This window comes from Hymenobacter persicinus (genome assembly GCF_004167665.1).
Taxonomy (GTDB): domain Bacteria; phylum Bacteroidota; class Bacteroidia; order Cytophagales; family Hymenobacteraceae; genus Hymenobacter; species Hymenobacter persicinus.
Window position 1 is genome coordinate 1 of sequence record NZ_SEWE01000035.1, and the last position, 17,784, is coordinate 17,784.

The following is a 17,784-nucleotide window of genomic DNA, read 5'->3' on the forward strand; positions in this document are numbered from 1 at the left end:
GCAGTACCGCGGTGCTGGCCGAAATCAGGCTGTTGCCCTGGTGCTGCACCCGCAGCTGCCCGTCTTCCGTCACCACGCCCAGGTAGTAGGCCCGGCCGCCGAAGTGCTGCTCAAACGCGTCCTCGTCCTCGGGCGCTACCGTCACCAGGAAGCGGGAGTGCGACTCACTGAACAGCAGCGCCGCCACTGCCAGCTCCCCGGCCGGGTCCAGGCCGGCATCCAGGTCAACGTCGGCTCCGAAGCCGTAGCCAAACGTGGCCTCGGCCAGGGCCACGGCCAGCCCGCCGTCCGAGAGGTCGTGGCAAGACTGAATCAGGTGCTGGTCGTTGGCCTGGCCCACGAGTTCATACAGGGCCTTAGCTTCAGCAAACCGTACCTGGGGCACGTTGGCACCCAGCTCGCCGAACAGTTGATAGAACTCCGAGCCGCCCAACTCGTCGTAGGTTTCGCCGAGCACATAAATCAGGTCGGCGGCCTGCTTGAAGTCGGAGGTGATGGTGCGGCGCACATCCGCGATTTTGGCCGTCATCGAGTACAAGACCGTTGGAGGCACCGAAATCTTGACCCCGTCGGCCTTGAAGTCGTTTTTCATCGAGTCCTTGCCGCTCGTGAGCGGAATGCAGTAGGCGGCCGTGGCGTCGCGCAGGGCCTGGCACATGCGCACGAGCTTGGCCAGCTTGAGCTTGCCGTCGGGGTTCATGACGGAGTCGTACACCGAGTCGGGCACGCAAAAGTTGTCGTTGACGGACCAGAAGTTGCCGTCGGCGTAGTGCAGGTTGGGCAGCTTGCCGCCCACGGCCACAATCTGGCGCACGGCCTCGTCGAAGGCCCCGGCCGACATGTGGTAGGCGTCCAGATCCCCGAACCGGGGCAGGATGCCGTTGCTCACGGCCACGCCTTCCCAGGTTTCAAAGTTGAAGCGCACCACGGCGGCATCCTGCGGGGCCTGGCCCGTGGCGCCCATCAGCGGCTTGATAATGGTGCGGCCCTTCACCTCGTGGTCGTACTGCCGGATAACCGACTCGCGGGAGCAGATATTCAGGCTGCCGAGCAGACGGTACAAAACGTCGGTATAGTTGAGGTCAGCGGGCAGCGTGGGCTCCTGCACCGCCGGCTTCTGCCACTCGGCTTCCAGCACCTTGCGCGGCACGCCGTTGTGCAAAAACTCCATGTCGAGGTAGGCCACCGGCTCGTTGTTGAAGCGCACGTCCAGAAAGCCGGCGGCGGTGAAGTAGCCGATATCGGTCAGCTCCACTTCCATTTCCCGGCCCAACGCCAGCAGCTCATCCAGCTTATTGGGCTCAACGGCCAACGAAAACCGCTCCTGCGACTCCGACACGAAGATTTCCCAGGGCCGCAGCCCGGGGTATTTCAGCGGTACCTTTTCCAATTCGACTACCGCGCCTCCGCTGATGGTGGCCAGCTCACCGATGCTCGACGAGAGGCCGCCCGCGCCGTTGTCGGTGCTGCACTTGATCAGGCCGCGGCGGGTAGCCAGGATCAGGAAGTCCATGGCCAGCTTCTGGGTGATGGGGGAGCCAATCTGCACGGCGGTGGCCGGCGAGGTTTCGTCGAGCTCGATACTGGAGAAAGTAGCGCCGTGAATCCCGTCCTTGCCCACCCGGCCGCCGGCCATGATGATGCGGTCCTGGGCGTCGATGTGCTTTTCCCAGGAATCGAGTCCGGCCAGCTGCATGGGCAGCACGGCCCCGGTGCCGCAGTACACCAGCGGCTTGCCGGCGTACCGGTCATCAAAGACGATGGCGCCGTTTACCGTGGGCACGCCCGACTTGTTGCCGCCGTCCTCGATGCCCTTGCGCACGCCCTCGAAAATGCGGCGCGGATGGAGCTGGTTGCTGAGCAGCGTGCCGTCGAACTCGGGGTTGCCGAAGCAGAGCACGTTGGTGTTGAACAGGAGCCGCGCGCCCCCGATGCCGGTAGCCAGCGGGTCGCGGTTGTTGCCCAGAATGCCGGTAATGGCCCCACCGTAGGGGTCAATAGCCGAGGGCGAGTTGTGGGTTTCCACTTTCCAGACGAACAGCGAGTTGGGGTTGATGCGCACGGCCCCGGCGTTGTCGGAAAAGACCTTGATGAGCCAGTCGTTGCCGTTGGCCCGCAGCTGCCGGTCGACTTCGGCCGTGGCATCCTTGATGTAGGTCTTAAATAAGGAGTCAACCTCGAACGTCTCGCCGGTGTCGGCGTCGCGGTAGTGAATCAGGGCCGAAAACTCCTTGTGCTTGCAGTGCTCCGACCAGGTCTGGGCAATGATTTCCAGCTCGCAGTCGGTGGGGTCGGCGGGCAGTCCGGCGGCAGACCGCGCGGCCTGGATGCTGAGGTAGTGCGCGCGCACGGCCTGCATTTCGGCCAGGTTCAGGGCGTAGAGGTTGCGCTTGGAAAGCTGCACCAGCTCCTCGTCCGACAAGCCCGCCAGCGGCACCAGGGCCGTAACGGATTCGGCCCCGCCACCGGGCCGCGGGGTGTAGTCGCGGATATCGGTGATGGGGCCGGTTTCGAAGCGGTGGATGAGCGGGTTGCCGAGCAGCTCCTGGGCCAGGCGGCGCAGACTACTTTCGGGCAGGTCTTCTTCCAGAAAGTACAGCCGCTTGCTGAAGATGTGCTGGGTGTGGGTGTCGAGCGGCTCGTTGAGCAGGTCGCCGAGGGCGTTCTGGGCCGAAAGTCCCTCGTCGTCGGTGACTCCGGGCAGCTTGGCCACCAGAATGTAGCTGCGGTAGCGGGAATCGTGGCGGAACTCGTTGAGGGCTACTTCGTGCAGCACCGGGTCCTGGAGGCAGCAGGTGGCAAAGTCGCGCAGCTGCTCGCTGGTCAGGGGGTAGCGCACCGTGTAGAGGGCGGTGCTTTGCACCCGGCCCGTGCGCAGGCCCAGGTGGCGGTGGGCGGCTTCCGCTACGCGCTGGCCCTCGCCGTCGTGTTGGCCAGGCTGGAGCAGCAGCTGAATGGTATGTTGGGTACTTTCCAAAAGGAGGTTATCTATTTTTCGGATTCCCACGCGGCAATAGTGCCGTCGTGAGGAAGCGCAACCCAGGCAGGAAACGCCGAAAATGCCTTGCCGCGGGCCGTTTGCCGCTGCGGTAGGTTTAAGAAAACGCTTTGTCGGGCCGACTGCCCGGCTTTACCACCGGAATACCTGCCCGGCACAGCGGGCACTCATCGGGTGCGTAGGTAGCCGCCGTGACCGGCAGCAGGGCAAAGTTCGGAAAAGAAAGCGAGGCTTCCCCACCCGTGCGGTCAATTAAACTCGCCACGGCCAAAACTTTTGCCCCCAGCTCGGTCAGCAGCCGGGCTACCTCGTTGGTGCTCTTGCCGGTGGTCACCACGTCTTCGGCAATGACGATTTGCTGGCCTGGCTCGATGGTAAAGCCCCGCCGCAGGGTCATCTGCCCCGTATCGTCGCGCTCCGTGAAAATACCGGGCACGCCCAGCTGCCGGGCCAGCTCGTAGCCCATGACGACCCCGCCCATGGCCGGCCCCACTACCAGGTCGGGCATCAGGCCAGCTTCCCGAATCAGGGCGGCCAGCTGCCGGGCGGCGGGCTCGGCCAGGTCGGGACGGCGCAGAAACCGGGCGCACTGCACGTAGGTGTCGGAGTGCAGGCCCGACGACAGGCGAAAGTGCCCGCGCAGCAGCGCATCTTCTTGCTGGAGCTGCTGCTCCAGGGCGGCGGCGGCGGTTTGGATGGTTTCGGGGGAAGTCAAGGCAGCTACTCTACTATAATGTGTCGGGAAAGGAAAGCTCATCATGACCAGCGGCTTGCTACACCGCCACCGGCCGCAGCTCGTTGATCTGCTCAACCAGCTGCCGGGCCACGGCGCCGGCGTCGGCGGCCTGCCAGAGTACCCGGGACGTGTTGATGAGCAAGCCCGAGCCGTCGGCGCGCAGGCCCCCGCGCAGGGTCGCGGCCAGGTCGCCGCCCTGGGCGCCCACGCCGGGCACTAGAAACCACTGCTCGGGGCTCTGGGCGCGTAGGCGGGCCACAGCCTCGGCGTTGGTAGCACCCACCACCAGCCCAATGCCGCCGTGCTCCTCGTCGAGCTTGCGGGCCACTTGGGCGGCGCAGTCGGAGAGGTAGCCGCCGCGGGTCAGGGCCACATCCTGCAACGAATGGGCGGGCTTGTTGGAAGTCTTGGCCAGCACAAACACCAACTTACCGGGCCGGGCGAAGGGCACAATGGCGTCGTCGCCCATGTAGGGGTTCACCGTCACGCCGTCGGCCCCGATGATATCGTAGGCGAAGCGGGCGTAGTGGTCGGCGGTGTTGGCAATGTCGCCGAACTTGCCGTCCAGAATCACCGGAATGCTTTCCGGAATGCGCTGCACGGTGTCGCGCAGCAGCTGCACGCCGTTTTCCCGGCTCAGGAAAAACGCCAGGTTGGTCTTAAAGGCGGCGGCGTACTCGCTGGTCTGGTCGATAACCTCGGCCAGGCGCCGGGTTACCTGGGCGTCGTCGCCGATGGGGTCGAGACCCACGCAGAGCAGGGTGTGGGTGTGCGCAGTACGCTGAGTCAGCTTTTCCATAGTCGGGTGGGATATAAGGCGAAATTCCTTTGACGGGGGGTAAAACGGCGCGCTATTGATTTACGGGCACCAGATGGCCGCACTCGGCGGCCAGGCGGGCGGTGAGGCCGGGCTCCAGCCATTCGCCGCTGGCAATCTGGACGGCCCCGGCGCCGCAGCGCAGAAAGTCGGTGACGTGGGCGGCGGTAAACACGCCCCCGGTGCCGAAGATGGGCAGCGTGAGGCGCGCGTCGTGGGCCAGCTCCCAGACGCAGCGCAGGGCCACTGGGCGCAGGGCTTCGCCGGAAAGCCCGCCGGCCACGGGCGGGGCGGTGGCATCGTCGGGCAGGTGTAGGGCCTTGAGCAGGTTGGTGGCGGCCAGCGCGTCGGCCCCGCCTTCCTGGGCGCCCAGGGCCAAGCTGCGGATGTGCTCGGGCCAGGGCGGCAGCTTCACCACCAGTACCGCGGCGGGGCCCAGTTCGTTGCGCACGGCCTGGGTGGCTTCGCGCACGAAGCGGGCGGTGAGCTCCTCCCCTTTCGCCGTGTCGGGCTGGGCAATGTAGATTTCCACCCCCGCAATCTGGGTTCCGGCTTCCTTGCGCAGAAAGCGGGCAATTTTGCGGAAGCCCGGAATGCCCGGGGCCGTGATGCTGACCAGCACCGGCACGCCGTAGCGCAGCAGGTTGGGCAAGTGCTCCTGCACCAGGATTTCGGCATTTTCGGTGCGCATGTTGGTGGCGTTGAGCAGGGTTTGCTCGTTCACCTGCCAGATTCCTTCCTCGTACAGGCCGGGCCGGGGCTCCATGGTCACGGTCCGGGTGAAGATGGCGCCTAGCCGTTCGTAGCCGGCGCCTTCCAGCTGCCAGGCGGCCGCGGCCAGGCAAACGGGGTTTTGCAGCGTAAGACTTCCTAGTTGCATGATGTCGCGCGCTTGATAACACAAGTGCCCTCCAGAGCTGGCAAAAGCTTCTGCCAGCCTTGCAGCAGCCTCTTTTCTCACCGGAAACCTACCGCTTCCGTGGTCAGAAGAACCTTCGCCAGCTCAGGAGAGCAACTGAATATTGGTCCGATCCGACGGCTTCGCCGCCGGGAAAAGCAAAGCGCCCGGGGTGAGCCGGGCGCTTTGGGAGGTGGGTCGTTAGATTACGTTGTCCCGGTTGATGAGGAAGGGCACGCAGTCCCGGATGTCTTTCTGACCCAGGATAAACTGGGCCACCCGGGCCATGCCCACGCCGGCGCCGGAGTGCAGCTTCACTTCGTGCTCCTTATGGAAGTCGAGGTACCAGTTGAAGTCTTCCAGCTTCATACCCTGGCGCAGCAGGCCTTCCAGCATCGACGACTTCATGAGCTTCTCGCGCAGCTTGTCGGCGTCGAATTCGCGTTCCGCCGAGCCGGCCGACTCGCCAGCCAGGGGCAGCAGCAGGTCGGAGGAGTTGACCACGCGGGAGTCTTCGTCGTTGTTCTTCATGTTGAAGAACTTGATTTCCTCGGGGTAGTGGGTTACGAACATCGGGCCCATCAGCTCAGTCAGGCGGCCTTCGTGCTCGGCCACCAGGTCGTCGCCGAACTGCAGCTCGGGGAAGCCTTCGGTTTTGAGCAGCTCCACGGCGGCTTCGTAGGTCATGCGCTTGAAGGTCACGTTGGTCAGGTCGGCGGGGTTGCGGCCGAACAGCTCCAACTCCTTGGCGCAGTCCTGGGCTACTTGGCGCGAGGCCGAGGCCACGATGCCCGAGAGGTGGCCCAGCAGCTCGTCGAGGTCCCCGATGTGCTCGATTTCAAACAGGCTAAACTGCGCCAGGCGGCGGCCGTCGGCCTTCATTTCCTTGCGGAAGCTCTGGATTTCGCCGTACACCCGGCCGCCTTCGATGGCCTGGGTCAGCATTTCGATGTAGAGCTGGTTGGACTGGGGCAGAAACATCTTACGGCCGTCGTACCAGTCGATGGTGAACAGCGTGTCGGTGTTTTCGCAGGCGCCGGTTACGCCCACAATGTGGGGCATGTTGTGGATGGCCACGAAGCCTTCCGACTCCACGTACTTGCGGGCTCCGCGGAACATGGCGTCCCATACTTTGATAATGGCCATGCGCTTGGGGTCCGTGCTCAGGTTCACATTGCGGGTGGCGGCGGGAGCGGCGGCTACCATCTGCTGGGCGAGGGTGGTGGTGTCGTTCATGAGTTTACCAGGTATGAGGGTGAAGGTTGAGAAATGACGCGGAGACACGGTTGCCGGCGCCCAAACCGAACCGGCCGGGCATAAAAAAACCGCTTCGGAAACCGGAGCGGGGAACGGGGCAAAAACCGTAAAAAATAGAAAAACTAACGGGGGAAAAGACCTTCCGGTCTTCTCGCAGGACGTCGATATGTCGAGTCCCGCGCTTCATTAGTTATTGGGGGTGAGGTGAAGCACGTCGCAAAAGTACCAATCCTGCTGAGCATCCGGCCTAGGGCAAGGTTAAGTTTATGTTACCAAAATGTTACCACCCTTCTTTTCCGGCTTTACCCAGCTTGGTCCGGCTGGCCGGCTAATATTGAGCAATAGCACCCTGACCATCAACGCTATTCAATTTATTTCAATTTTTCACCCTCGATATTCACTCAGGTCGTACCTTTGTATAGTGCAGTTAGCTCCGCAGACACTCTCTATGTATAGTTTCTTACAAAACGTGCAGGATACTTAAATAAATGCTATATTCGTCTCACCAAGAAGTTTGCATATTCCGCAACTGCTTCTGCGTTTGATCCAGTAACCTCCCGCGCCCCCCTCCCACCTTATTGCTGCTCTTTTTCTTCCAAACCGACTTTTCACGCTTGCTCAGAACATAACATATTCATAATTGTCTTTCTGAAGTTCAATTATGGGTCCGGTTCTACTTTTGTACCCAGGCATTTCTTCGCCCCCAACCCTCTTCGGCCATGAAAAAAGTGTTACTCGGAATAGCGTTTGCCGGCCTGCTGATGGTAGCTCCCGCTGCCTACGCCCAGGAAAGTGCCCGGATTGAATACAGCGAGCAGGTGCCCTCCGAAGACCAAGGCCGGGATGCTCTCTACCGCCGCGCCCTCGACTGGACGGAAAACCACTTTGCCTACGGACCCAAAACCGACCTCAAGGCTGACGCCAGCGCCGGCACCGTACGCGTAGTAGGCACGGGCAAAGTGAAGCCCGTCACGCCCGCGGGCAAGGAAGTCGAGCAGGTTGTGCGCTTCACCTTCACCTTCCGCGCCACTGATTCCGGCTACGACTACAGCGTGGGCGCCTTCCAGTGGGTGCCCGACCCCAAGAAGCCCGCGGAGCTCGTACCCCTGGCCGATTACCTCACCCAGCTGGGCGCCGAAAAAGCCAGTGCCCGCACCTTCAACGAGCGGCGCGTGGCGGCCCAGGCCAACGCCCTGGCCAGTGAGGCGGCCATGAGCTTCCGCTCCTACATGAACAGCATTCCAGCCGGAGCCGAGGGCACCGTTGGGCTACCTGCCTCGGACAAGGACTAACTCCCGCCTCACTAAAAAAAGGTCGTTCTGCCCCCGCGGAACGACCTTTTTTTGGTTTGGGCTGCCCCCAAGTCGATGACTACCGGACCGCTGGGATGCCCGCCCTGACTGCCTGGGCAAGCCGGGCCGGTTTGGGTGGGGTTGCTGACTCTGGTCAGCAAGCCGGCGGGACTGGCGGCTCCGGGCGGACTATGGCGGCGAGCCCGGCTGGGCTAAAAACGCCGAAAGCCGCGTTGCAGCGCGGCTTTCCTGTTATTACTCACTTTGTGACAGTCTTTTACTCACTTCTAAATATACGCTTCTGCCGCGAATACCTTTACTATAAAGTTCATATAATCTGATATTAATGTCAAGATGTGGCTCTACGCAACGCAAACCGCCCCGGCTGCTTCGTAGGCAACCGGGGCGGCTGATTTTTAGCGCTTAAGCCAGCGGGCTTAGTTGGTTGGGCCCGTATCGACGCGGGACTCAATCGTGCTCTGCACCGTCGACGACACGGCCGACAGCAGGTTGTAGCCGGTGGCGGCCTCAATGGCGTCCACGGTGGTGCGGTAAGCGGCCCAGTCGGTGTTCACGGTCTGGGTATTGGGCGTGTTGATGGCAATAACGCGGGTGGAAGTCGTGACGCGGGCAGCGTCGCCGGTACCATTAGGCAGCACCACTACTACTTTCCAGCAGTTGCTGGGCACCGTGATTTTACCGCTGGCAATGGTAGTCGTGTAGCCATTCAGGCCGGTGCCGCCGGTGCCGTAGCTGCCGCAGATGATGTAAAGCTCATTGCCGGCATCGACGAGGGTGCGGCAGTAGTTTTCGAGGCCGGCCCAGGTGCGCTGGTTGTTGTTGGCAGCTTGGGGCATCATGTTCGTCATCAGGAACGTGGCCGAGTTGTCAGCCACCGAGCCGGTCCGGTCGGCGGAAGGGCAGTTGTGGCCCCGGTCGAAGCCCGAGCCGGTGTAGCTGCTGCTGGTGGCGCGGAACCAGCCGGTGGGCAGCGTAGCGTCGGAAGAGAAGTTGTCCTGCCGGGGCGTGGTGCCCAGCCAGGCGCTGCTCAGGTGCCAGCTCACCCAGTTCGGAATACCCCGGTCGCGGTGGTAGGATGCCGAATACTGGGTCTTGGAAAGCAGGTAGTTGGTGTAGTTGGCCGCGTCGGTGGTTGCTCCGCTCGGATTTCCCAGAGCAATGTTGCTGTCCCGGGTGGCGGTGGCGTCGGCGGTTTGCGCCACGACGTCCGGGCCGGGAGTCACATTTTCATCTTTGGCGCAGGATACGGCCAGGGAGCCGACCAAGCAGAAACTAAGTACGCGGTAAAGGGTACGCTTCATACAAAGGGGAATTTTGGTGAGAAAAGAGTGAGAGAAGGGTAAGCGGAGCGGTGCTGAAAAGCCCGGCGGAAACAGCTGCAAAGGTGGTACTCTGGTCAGACAAGCCTGTTACCGGAGTATTATCATTTGATGGCATTTTCCAAAGAACCTTTCGACCCTGACAAGGTTGAAAGAAAAGCTGGTATTAATAATATAATATTATGGCATTTATAGAAGCCCAACAGTGGCTATTCATCCCGGTTTCACCCAGTTCTGCCCAAGCCGGCCGAAGGCTGCCCACCGCGGGAAAAGTTGCACTTTCGACCCGCAGGTCACCGGGGCGCTATTGTACTGCGCCGGTATGCTGCCTGCCTCTCTCGCACCTGATTACTAGCCTGAGCTACGACACGCAAAAAAACCCCACCAAACTGGTGGGGTCTTTCGCTTCTACTGCACTCTGTTTTCTTTTAAACCCGACTTAATGCCCCGTCACAACCAAGCGCTGGGACGACAAATGGCGGCCGGTGGCATCGGTCAGCACGAGCAGGTAGAGGCCGGCGCGCAGGTTGCCGGTGCCCACCTGCAGCAGCTGGCCGGCGGCGGGCAGACTGTTTACTTGCTCTCCGTTCACCCCGTACAGGCGCACGGTCGTGCCCTTGGGCTGCTCCTGCAGCAGACGTACCCGCACTAGGTCGGAGGTAGTGGCCGGGTTCGGATATACCTGCATCTTCGAAGGCGAGTCGTTTCTGGGGCTGACGGCCACCACGGGGGAGAAGGACTCTTTGCCGTCGAAATCAACCTGCCGCAGGCGGTAGTACAGCACTGGGGCCAACTGCATGCCCGCCTCAGTGTCCTGGAACAGGTAGTTGTGCTGCTGGTTGCTGGTGCCCTGGGCGGCTACCTGACCAATGGTGCGGAAGGTGCCATCAGCTGCCGTGGACCGCTCCACCACGAAATGGCTGCTGTTTCTTTCCGAAGCCGTGGTCCAGGTCAGGTTCACCACCGACCCAAAGGCCCGGGCCTGGAAGCTCAGCAGCTCCACGGGCAGCGGGCCGGGGGCCGTAATAGTGGTCGGGAAGCCCGTGGGCCGGTCTTCGGCAAAGGCGTAATACACCCGGGTGCGGTCCAGCAGGCTCAACGTGTTATCGACTTCCAGCTCCACCCGGCTAAAGTTCTGCGTGGTCAGGAAGGACAGCTCCACCCGGCCATCGGCCAGCAGGCCCTGGCTGATCAGGTTGGCGCCACTGGCCGTTTCGAGCAGCTGGTTGCCGTCTGGGCCGCCGTAGGTTTTGATGCGCAGGCCGCCCAGCAGCTGGGTGTTGAGCAGGCCGGTACCCTGGTTCAGGACCACGCCGGCCGTATTGCCGGCCAGGCCGGAGCCGTTCAAGCTTAGCCGCAGCGCCGTCGAGGTAATGCCGCCCAGCAGCCCGGTGCGAATTTCGGCGTAGTCGTTGGCGCCGGTGTTGGCATTGGCGGCCCGCTCGGGGTTTTCCACGTTGGCGCACAGCAGGCACAGCAGACCGTTGGAATACACTTCGTATTTGTCGCTGGCTGCCGTGAAGTTGGACAGCACCGGCGTTTCGTCGATAAACACCCGGGGCTCTAGCCCAAAGCCATAGTACACGCTCAGGTTGTCGAGCACGCTCAGCAGGCTGGTGCGGGTAATTTCCACCGTGTCGTACTCTTTAGTCGTGGCAAAGCTCACCTGCTGCTGACCGCCGGGCAGCACATTTAGCCGTAGCAGCGCCCCCCCGGTAGCCGACTCCTGCGCCACCCCGTTCTTATAGGTCGTGACGCGGATGCCCTCCAAGGCGCTAACGTCGAGCAGGCTCTGGCTGCCCACCACGAAGCCCGCGAAGTAGCCCGCCGGGGCGAGCGCCTCCAGACGAGTGCGCAGCGTGGTCGGGCAGCTCAGGTTGGCCATCGTCCCGAACGTGGCGTGGTTGGTCAACGACAGGTCGGTGGCCCATTCCGGGTGGTCGACTTCGTTGTTGACGCACACCGTAACCCCGTTTTTGATGACGGACGTACTGTAGTCGGTGCCGCTGACGGGCGTGGCGAAGCGCGTTACCAAGCCCTTGGCGGTGGTGTTGCGGTTCGAGTCGATGGCGTAGGCGTAGTGCACGTCGAGCTTGTAGCCCAGCGTGGCCAGGGAAGAAGTCACGATTTCAACCTGGTCGAAGGGCTTGTCGGTCACGAACTCCAGCCGTACCCGCTCCCCGTTGCCTTCCAGAATCGTGTTGGCCAGCGTGGCACTAACCAGCATCTGCTGCTGGAACTGGGAGCTGGAGCCCACCTTCAGGTAGGTTCGCACGGCAATGCTGCCCGCCAGGTTCAGACCCAGCAGATTCAGCACGGCGCCGTGGCGGCTCACCACGACGCCCGCCCGATAGTAGGCGGGGGCCTGCTGGGCCAGATCCATGCGCAGGCCAATGCTGCTTGAGCCCAGCAGCAGTAGCGGGGCGTCGATGGTGGCGGCCGTTTCCAGGCTGGCGTCGGTGGCCAGCTCCGGATTCTGCACCGAGCCGTAGCACTTGGTGGTAAACAGCTCCGTGATGCAGGTCTGAATCACTTTGCTGGCATTGGGCGCGCCCGTGTTGGAATAAATGGGGGCACTAGTGGCCTGGGCCAGCTGAATGCTGAAGCCCCAGAATGCCAGCAGCAAAATGGAGCGAATGGCGCGAGAGTAAAGAATGGGTCTCATACTGTAAGAGGTTAAGCCGGCGCACGCACGACGGAATAACCCGGACTATGCAAGCCGCCGGCCATCCCTAAAATGGATTTACACACCTCTACCAATCAGCCACTTACCCCCAGCCGCCGCTTTCAACATCTCCCTAACCGGGATTTATATTCCTATTCTGGGAATCGTTGAAATTTCCGCTGCGGACGGTGAAGCCTACTTGTTGTGCCCTGCCGCTTTGATAGAATTCTGCTTTGAACCGCTTTAAACACGGTTTTTTCGGCTTTCTCATTTTTAGACAACCTTCCCCGTAAAAAGCTATCTAGGGCCCGCCCGAGAAGTAGGATTAGCGGAAGAATTGCCAGAAAAAAATTTTGGCTGAAGCAAACCGGGAGAACAGGTAAGCAGCCTTGATTTAGCTTTCTTCAGTTCCACCAAGTCTGGGTCTCCCGAAACGGGCCAAGCCGGATAAATCATTTCAGCCAAGCCACTCACTTCTACTCACTCCACCAATTTCGCGCTTGTGTGTTGTACTAAATCAATTTAGCTTGATTTTGTATAAACATTATAGCAAACAACTGCATTTCAGCTTGTTAAACAATGTTCGACAATATTTTACCGTCCCATTCTGGGACAAAAAATCCCGATTTGGGAATTTTTGGCAAACCCCGTATTTAGGTCTATACTCGCACTTCGGGTGGTTTTTGCCTTCCTGAAAAAGCCAGAATCCGCCGGAGAAGAATATAATCCGTCTGTATCAGCAACCCTTCCCGCTCTGCAACGGATTATACTGTTCAGCGCACCTGTTTTCATCTTTAGTTGCTCATGCCGGACTCTACCTCCTTTCTTATATTTATCGTTGAAGATAACGCCTGGTACGGAGAGCTGCTCGAGTACCGCCTGTCCCAGAATCCGGACTACGCGGTTCGGCGCTTCACGACGGCCAAGGCCTGCCTCGATAACCTGACCGACAAACCCCACCTTATCACGCTCGACTACACCCTGCCCGACGGCAAGGGCGACGAGGTGCTGAAGGCCATCAAAGACAAGCTGCCGGAAGTGGCGGTTATCGTCATTTCCGGCCAGGAAGACGTGCGCACGGCCATTGCTCTGCTGCGGCAGGGCGCTTACGACTACCTGGTAAAAGACGAGGAAACTGCCGACCGCCTCTGGAATGCCGCCGGCAACGTGCACCAGCAGCTGCTCTTACGGCGGGAAAACCGGCGGCTGCGGCAACAGATCGGGCAGAAATACGACCTGCAGCAGCCCATCCTGGGCGAGAGTCCCCAGATTCAGCAGCTTTCCACCCTGATCGACAAGGCCGCCCGCGCCAACATCTCGGTGTCCATCAGCGGGGAAACAGGCACCGGCAAGGAGCTGGTAGCCAAAGCCATCCACTTCCGCTCCGACCGCCGCGACGGTCCGTTCGTGGCCGTCAACGTGGCGGCCATCCCGCGGGAGCTGCTGGAAAGTGAGCTGTTCGGCCACGAAAAAGGAGCCTTCACCGGGGCCGTCAGCCGGCGGGTGGGCCGGTTCGAAGAAGCCAACAAGGGTACCCTGTTTCTGGATGAAATTGCCGAGCTTGACCTGAGCCTGCAGGCCAAACTACTACGGGTGCTTCAGGAGCGCGAAGTAAGCCGGATCGGCAGCAACACGGCCATCCCGTTCGACGCCCGCCTGATGGTGGCAACCCACCGCAACCTGCTGCTGGAAGTGCAGGAAGGCCGCTTCCGGGAAGATCTGTACTACCGCCTGCTGGGGCTGCCCATTACTCTGCCGCCCCTGCGCGAGCGGGGCCACGACGTGCTGCTGCTGGCCAACACGTTTCTGCACGACTTCTGCCACGGCAACAGCATGGTGGTCTGCAAAATCTCGGATGCGGCCCAGCAGCTGCTGCTTCAGTACCACTTTCCTGGCAACGTGCGCGAGTTAAAGGCCGTGATGGAGCTGGCGGCCGTGCTGGCCGAGGGCGACCAGATTCAGCCCCAGGATTTGTCGTTGCGCGGTAATTCGCAGGGGGGCCTCGGCCTGGCCGAAACCCTGGCCGGCGACGACTCCCTCAAGGCCCAGACCGCCGCCATCATCCAGCGCTACCTCGATGCCTACAAGGGCAACATCGTGCAGGTGGCGGCCAAGCTCCAGATTGGGAAATCGACCATCTACCGGATGCTTCAGAACAACGAAATCCGCATCAACTGATTTGCTCCCCAGCCCGGCAGTATGACTACCATTGGCTATCGACATCTGCAGCGGCAACTCCGGCAGGCCCGCCGCGCGCAGGCCGCAGCCCAGCTGGAGTTGCAGACCCTGCAAGAGCAGATAGCCCGGCAGCGGGCCGCCGCCGCCGACCAGGCGTCGGCGCTGCTGCAAACCATGCCCACGGCCCTGCTGGCGGCCAACCAGCTCGGACAGGTGACGCTGATCAACCAACGCCTGTGCACCCTGCTGGGTTTGCCCGGCGCCCCGGCCACTTACCTGGGCCAGTCTTGGGCGGCCGTGCTAACCCAGGGCACTATCCGTTTCCGCGACGAGCCGGCTGCCCGGGCCCGGACCGAAGCGCTGGTAGCGGCTGGGCAGCGCGTGCGGGGCGAGTTGTACGAGCTAGACAACGGCACCGTGCTCCAACAGGAATACCTGCCTGTGGGGCAGGAAGGCCAAACCGTGCTACACCTGTGGAGCTACGAGGACGTCACCCAGCAGCAGCAGCAGCAGGGGCACATCCACGAATTGTCGCGCCTGACGGAGCTGAACCCCAACCCGGTGATGCGCTGCGACCGGCACGTGCAGGTGTTTTACGCCAACCCCGCCGGCCGGCGCCTGCTCAACTTGCTGGCTCAAACCCACGAGCGGGAAAGCCGGGAGTTTCTGGGGCACGAAATCCGGTTGGCCCTGGAAGAAAGGCAAACCCGCCGCAGTGAGCGGCACCTCGACGGCAGCTTCTACCTCTGGACCGTGGTACCGTCGGTGCCCGACGACCAGTGCACGATTTACCTGACCGACATCACGGCCCGGCGGCGGGTGGAAGTGGAGCTCCGGCGTCAGCAGCTCTTCACCCAGCGCATCAACGACACGGTGCCCACGCTGGTCTTCGTCTTCGACCTGGAAACGCTGAGCATTTCGCACTGCAACAACCAGTGCCAGGCCCTGCTGGGCTATTCCGAAGCCGAGGTTATTGCGGCCGGCGCCCAGATTTTGCCCCGCATTATGACCGCCGCCGACTGGCAGCTGTGGCAAAGTCAGATTCCGCGCCTCAAGGCCATGCCCGACGGCCAGACTCACATTTCGGAGTACAAGGCCCGGCACCGGGACGGCTCCTGGCGGTGGCTGCACATCAAAAGCACGCCCTTCACCCGGCGGGCCAACGGCATGGTACAGCAGCTGGTGGTGGTGGGCGAAGACGTGACCAACCGGCGCGTTATTGAGGAAGAGCTGCGCCAGAGCCGCCTGTTCGTGGAGCGCGTGGCCAACACGGTACCCAACCTAATTTATATCTACGACATTCAGCAGCACCGCAACGTGTACTGCAACCGCTACATCGAAACCGTGCTGGGCTACTCCGCCGCCGAGCTGCAGGCCATGGGGCAGTCGATGCTGACGCTGCTCATGCCCGAGCACGAGTCCAGCCGCCTGCGGGAGCACTTCGTGCAGGTGGGCCAGCTGGCCGACGGCCAGACGGCTGATATTGAGTACCACCTCTACCACCGCAACGGCTCGGTGCGCTGGCTGCGGGTGAGCCACACGCCTTTCGAGCGGGATGCCGCCGGGCAGGTGCGGCTGGTGGTGGGTGCGGCCGAGGATATTACCAACTGGAAGCTAGCCGAAGAGCAGCGGCGTTCGGCCAACCGGCGCCTGTCGGAGCAGAACCGCCTGTTTCGCCAGGTTATCGACGCCACGCCCCACCTGATTTACCTCAAAGACCGCAACGGCCGCTACCTGCTGGCCAACCAGGCTACGGCCGAGCTTTACGGCCTGAGCGTGGAGCAGGTGCTCCAGACCCCGCCGGAGCAGCTGCCCGCCTCCGCAGCCGACATGAGCAGCTACATCGAGGCCGACCAGCGCGTTATCGATACCCGCCAGGAAATTGCGGCCGAGAAAACCTATACCCGTCCCAATGGCGAGGTGGTCTGGTTTTACAGCGTGAAGCGCCCCTTCGTGCTGGCCGACGGCACCGTGCAGGTGCTGGGTATCGACAGCAACATCACCGAGCTCAAGGGCACCCAGCTGGCGTTGCGCGGGGCCAAGGACGCGGCCGAGGAAAATGCCCGGGTGAAGCAGGACTTTCTGGCCAACATGAGCCACGAAATCCGCACGCCCATGAACGGGATTCTGGGCCTGGCCGGGCTGCTGTCCAAAACCCCGCTCGATGAGCAGCAGGGCCAGTACCTGAGCCACATCCGGCACTCGGCCGAGCAGCTGCTGGTGGTCATCAACGATATTCTGGCCATGACCCAGATCAGCGCCGGCAAGCTGCGGCTCGAAAACACGCCTTTCGAGCTGCGGGAGGTGTTGCGGGCCTGCCACCAATTGCTGCTGCCCCGGGCCGCCGAGAAGGGCATTGGCCTGGAGCTGGAGCTGCCCCTGCCCTCCCAGGCCACCACCGTGCTCGGCGACCCGTACCGCCTGCGCCAGGTGCTGCTCAACCTACTCAGCAACGCCGTCAAGTTTACCGAGCACGGCACCGTGCGCCTGAGCTGCCAGCGCCTGACCGAGTCCGACGAAAAACCCATCTTCCACTTCACCGTCAGCGACACCGGCATTGGCATTCCGGCCCACCAGCTGGGGCGCATCTTCGAATCCTTCACCCAGGCGTCGGCCAGCACGGCCCGCGAATACGGCGGTTCGGGCCTAGGGCTAAGCATTTCTCACGAACTGGTTCAGCTGCTGGGCGGCGAAATCGTGGTGGAAAGCCAACCGGGCGTGGGCACCTCGTTCCAGTTTGATTTGCCCTTCGGCCCGGCCGAAACAACCGAAATTCCGGTGGTGGCCCGCGAAACCGCGCCCAACTACCGCAGCCTGGGTGCCCGGCGGGCCTTGCTGGCCGAAGACAACGCCGTAAACCAGTTTCTGGTCAAAACCCTGCTCAACAGCTGGGGCTTCCACGTCGATACGGCCACCACCGGTCCGGAGGCCCTCAACTGCTTCCGCCAGAATCCCTACGACGTGGTGCTGATGGACATTCAGATGCCGGGCATGGACGGAGTGGAGGCCACTCAGCAGCTGCGCCAGCACCCCGACGCCCAGCGCGCGGCCACGCCCGTGCTGGCCCTCACGGCCCACGCCATGCGCGGAGAAGCCCAGCGCTACCTAGCCGCGGGCTTCAACGCCTATCTGTCGAAGCCGTTTCGGGAGGAAGAGCTGTTCCGGGTTATTTCTGACCTGCTCCACGGCCGCCCCTTCGTGGCGCCAGTCCCTGCCACGCCCCCCACGGCGGCGCCGCCCGCGGCGCCGACTGCTCCGCTCTATGACCTGAGCGGCCTGCGGCGACTGGCCCACGGCAACGAGGCTTTCGTCGGCCGGCTGGTGCAGCTCTTTATCCAGACCACGCCGCCCATTGTGCGGGAGCTGGAACAGCACCTGGCCGCCCAGGCCTGGCCCAAGCTGGCTTCCGTGGCCCACCACCTGAAAAGCTCCCTCGACGGCATGCACATCCGGGCCCTGCACGGCATTATCCGGGAGCTGGAGGCCTGCTCGGCCACTTCCGACCCGGTTCTGCTCACCCGGCAGGTGGCGCAGGTGCGCCAGATAACCGAGCAGGTCATTGCCGAGCTGCAGCGGGAATTCGAAACCTAGGGCGGCCGTGCG

The 17,784-nt window shown here is 62.4% G+C and carries 10 protein-coding genes; 3 read left to right on the top strand and 7 right to left on the bottom strand.

Annotated features, from left to right (window positions below; translation table 11 throughout):
• The 5 genes from EWM57_RS15225 to EWM57_RS15245 form a co-directional block, all read right to left on the bottom strand.
• A partial coding sequence (locus EWM57_RS15225) for an AIR synthase-related protein (RefSeq protein WP_129922020.1) occupies positions 1 to 2,977 on the bottom strand: 2,977 nt, incomplete at its 3' end.
• A gap of 118 nt (positions 2,978 to 3,095) precedes the next feature.
• Positions 3,096 to 3,713, bottom strand: a complete 618-nt coding sequence (gene pyrE / locus EWM57_RS15230; protein WP_242510090.1) for an orotate phosphoribosyltransferase — start codon at positions 3,711 to 3,713, stop codon at positions 3,096 to 3,098.
• 58 nt (positions 3,714 to 3,771) lie between these two features.
• Entirely contained in the window at positions 3,772 to 4,533 is a 762-nt protein-coding gene (gene pyrF / locus EWM57_RS15235; protein WP_129922021.1) for an orotidine-5'-phosphate decarboxylase, read from the bottom strand.
• A 52-nt stretch (positions 4,534 to 4,585) separates the two neighbouring features.
• On the bottom strand, positions 4,586 to 5,431 hold the full coding sequence (locus EWM57_RS15240; protein ID WP_129922022.1) for a dihydroorotate dehydrogenase: 846 nt from the start codon (positions 5,429 to 5,431) through the stop codon (positions 4,586 to 4,588).
• Positions 5,432 to 5,650: 219 nt separating this feature from the next.
• Positions 5,651 to 6,685 (bottom strand): amino acid--tRNA ligase-related protein, encoded by a 1,035-nt coding sequence (locus EWM57_RS15245; RefSeq protein ID WP_129922023.1) that lies wholly within the window; start codon positions 6,683 to 6,685, stop codon positions 5,651 to 5,653.
• Positions 6,686 to 7,425: 740 nt separating this feature from the next.
• Between EWM57_RS15245 and EWM57_RS15250 the strand changes: the two genes are divergently transcribed.
• The gene (locus EWM57_RS15250) at positions 7,426 to 7,998 is read left to right on the top strand and encodes a DUF4468 domain-containing protein (protein ID WP_129922024.1); all 573 of its coding nucleotides are present in this window, start codon (positions 7,426 to 7,428) and stop codon (positions 7,996 to 7,998) included.
• Positions 7,999 to 8,435: 437 nt separating this feature from the next.
• Here the strand turns inward: EWM57_RS15250 and EWM57_RS15255 are convergent, their stop codons facing one another.
• On the bottom strand, positions 8,436 to 9,320 hold the full coding sequence (locus EWM57_RS15255; protein ID WP_129922025.1) for a DNA/RNA non-specific endonuclease: 885 nt from the start codon (positions 9,318 to 9,320) through the stop codon (positions 8,436 to 8,438).
• A 457-nt stretch (positions 9,321 to 9,777) separates the two neighbouring features.
• The gene (locus tag EWM57_RS15260; protein WP_129922026.1) at positions 9,778 to 12,003 is read right to left on the bottom strand and encodes a T9SS type A sorting domain-containing protein; all 2,226 of its coding nucleotides are present in this window, start codon (positions 12,001 to 12,003) and stop codon (positions 9,778 to 9,780) included.
• 804 nt (positions 12,004 to 12,807) lie between these two features.
• Between EWM57_RS15260 and EWM57_RS15265 the strand changes: the two genes are divergently transcribed.
• Positions 12,808 to 14,181 (top strand): sigma-54-dependent transcriptional regulator, encoded by a 1,374-nt coding sequence (locus EWM57_RS15265; RefSeq protein ID WP_129922027.1) that lies wholly within the window; start codon positions 12,808 to 12,810, stop codon positions 14,179 to 14,181.
• Between the two features lie 21 nt (positions 14,182 to 14,202).
• The gene (locus EWM57_RS15270; protein WP_129922028.1) at positions 14,203 to 17,772 is read left to right on the top strand and encodes a PAS domain S-box protein; all 3,570 of its coding nucleotides are present in this window, start codon (positions 14,203 to 14,205) and stop codon (positions 17,770 to 17,772) included.
• Positions 17,773 to 17,784 lie beyond the last annotated feature (12 nt).

What these genes read in the sequence shown, in the direction of transcription:
- pyrF (WP_129922021.1), bottom strand. Translation starts at nt 4,533, where the DNA reads ATGGAAAAGCTGACTCAGCGTACTGCGCACACCCACACCCTGCTCTGC.
- EWM57_RS15240 (WP_129922022.1), bottom strand. Translation starts at nt 5,431, where the DNA reads ATGCAACTAGGAAGTCTTACGCTGCAAAACCCCGTTTGCCTGGCCGCG.
- EWM57_RS15245 (WP_129922023.1), bottom strand. Translation starts at nt 6,685, where the DNA reads ATGAACGACACCACCACCCTCGCCCAGCAGATGGTAGCCGCCGCTCCC.
- EWM57_RS15250 (WP_129922024.1), top strand. Translation starts at nt 7,426, where the DNA reads ATGAAAAAAGTGTTACTCGGAATAGCGTTTGCCGGCCTGCTGATGGTA.
- EWM57_RS15255 (WP_129922025.1), bottom strand. Translation starts at nt 9,320, where the DNA reads ATGAAGCGTACCCTTTACCGCGTACTTAGTTTCTGCTTGGTCGGCTCC.
- EWM57_RS15260 (WP_129922026.1), bottom strand. Translation starts at nt 12,003, where the DNA reads ATGAGACCCATTCTTTACTCTCGCGCCATTCGCTCCATTTTGCTGCTG.
- EWM57_RS15265 (WP_129922027.1), top strand. Translation starts at nt 12,808, where the DNA reads ATGCCGGACTCTACCTCCTTTCTTATATTTATCGTTGAAGATAACGCC.
- EWM57_RS15270 (WP_129922028.1), top strand. Translation starts at nt 14,203, where the DNA reads ATGACTACCATTGGCTATCGACATCTGCAGCGGCAACTCCGGCAGGCC.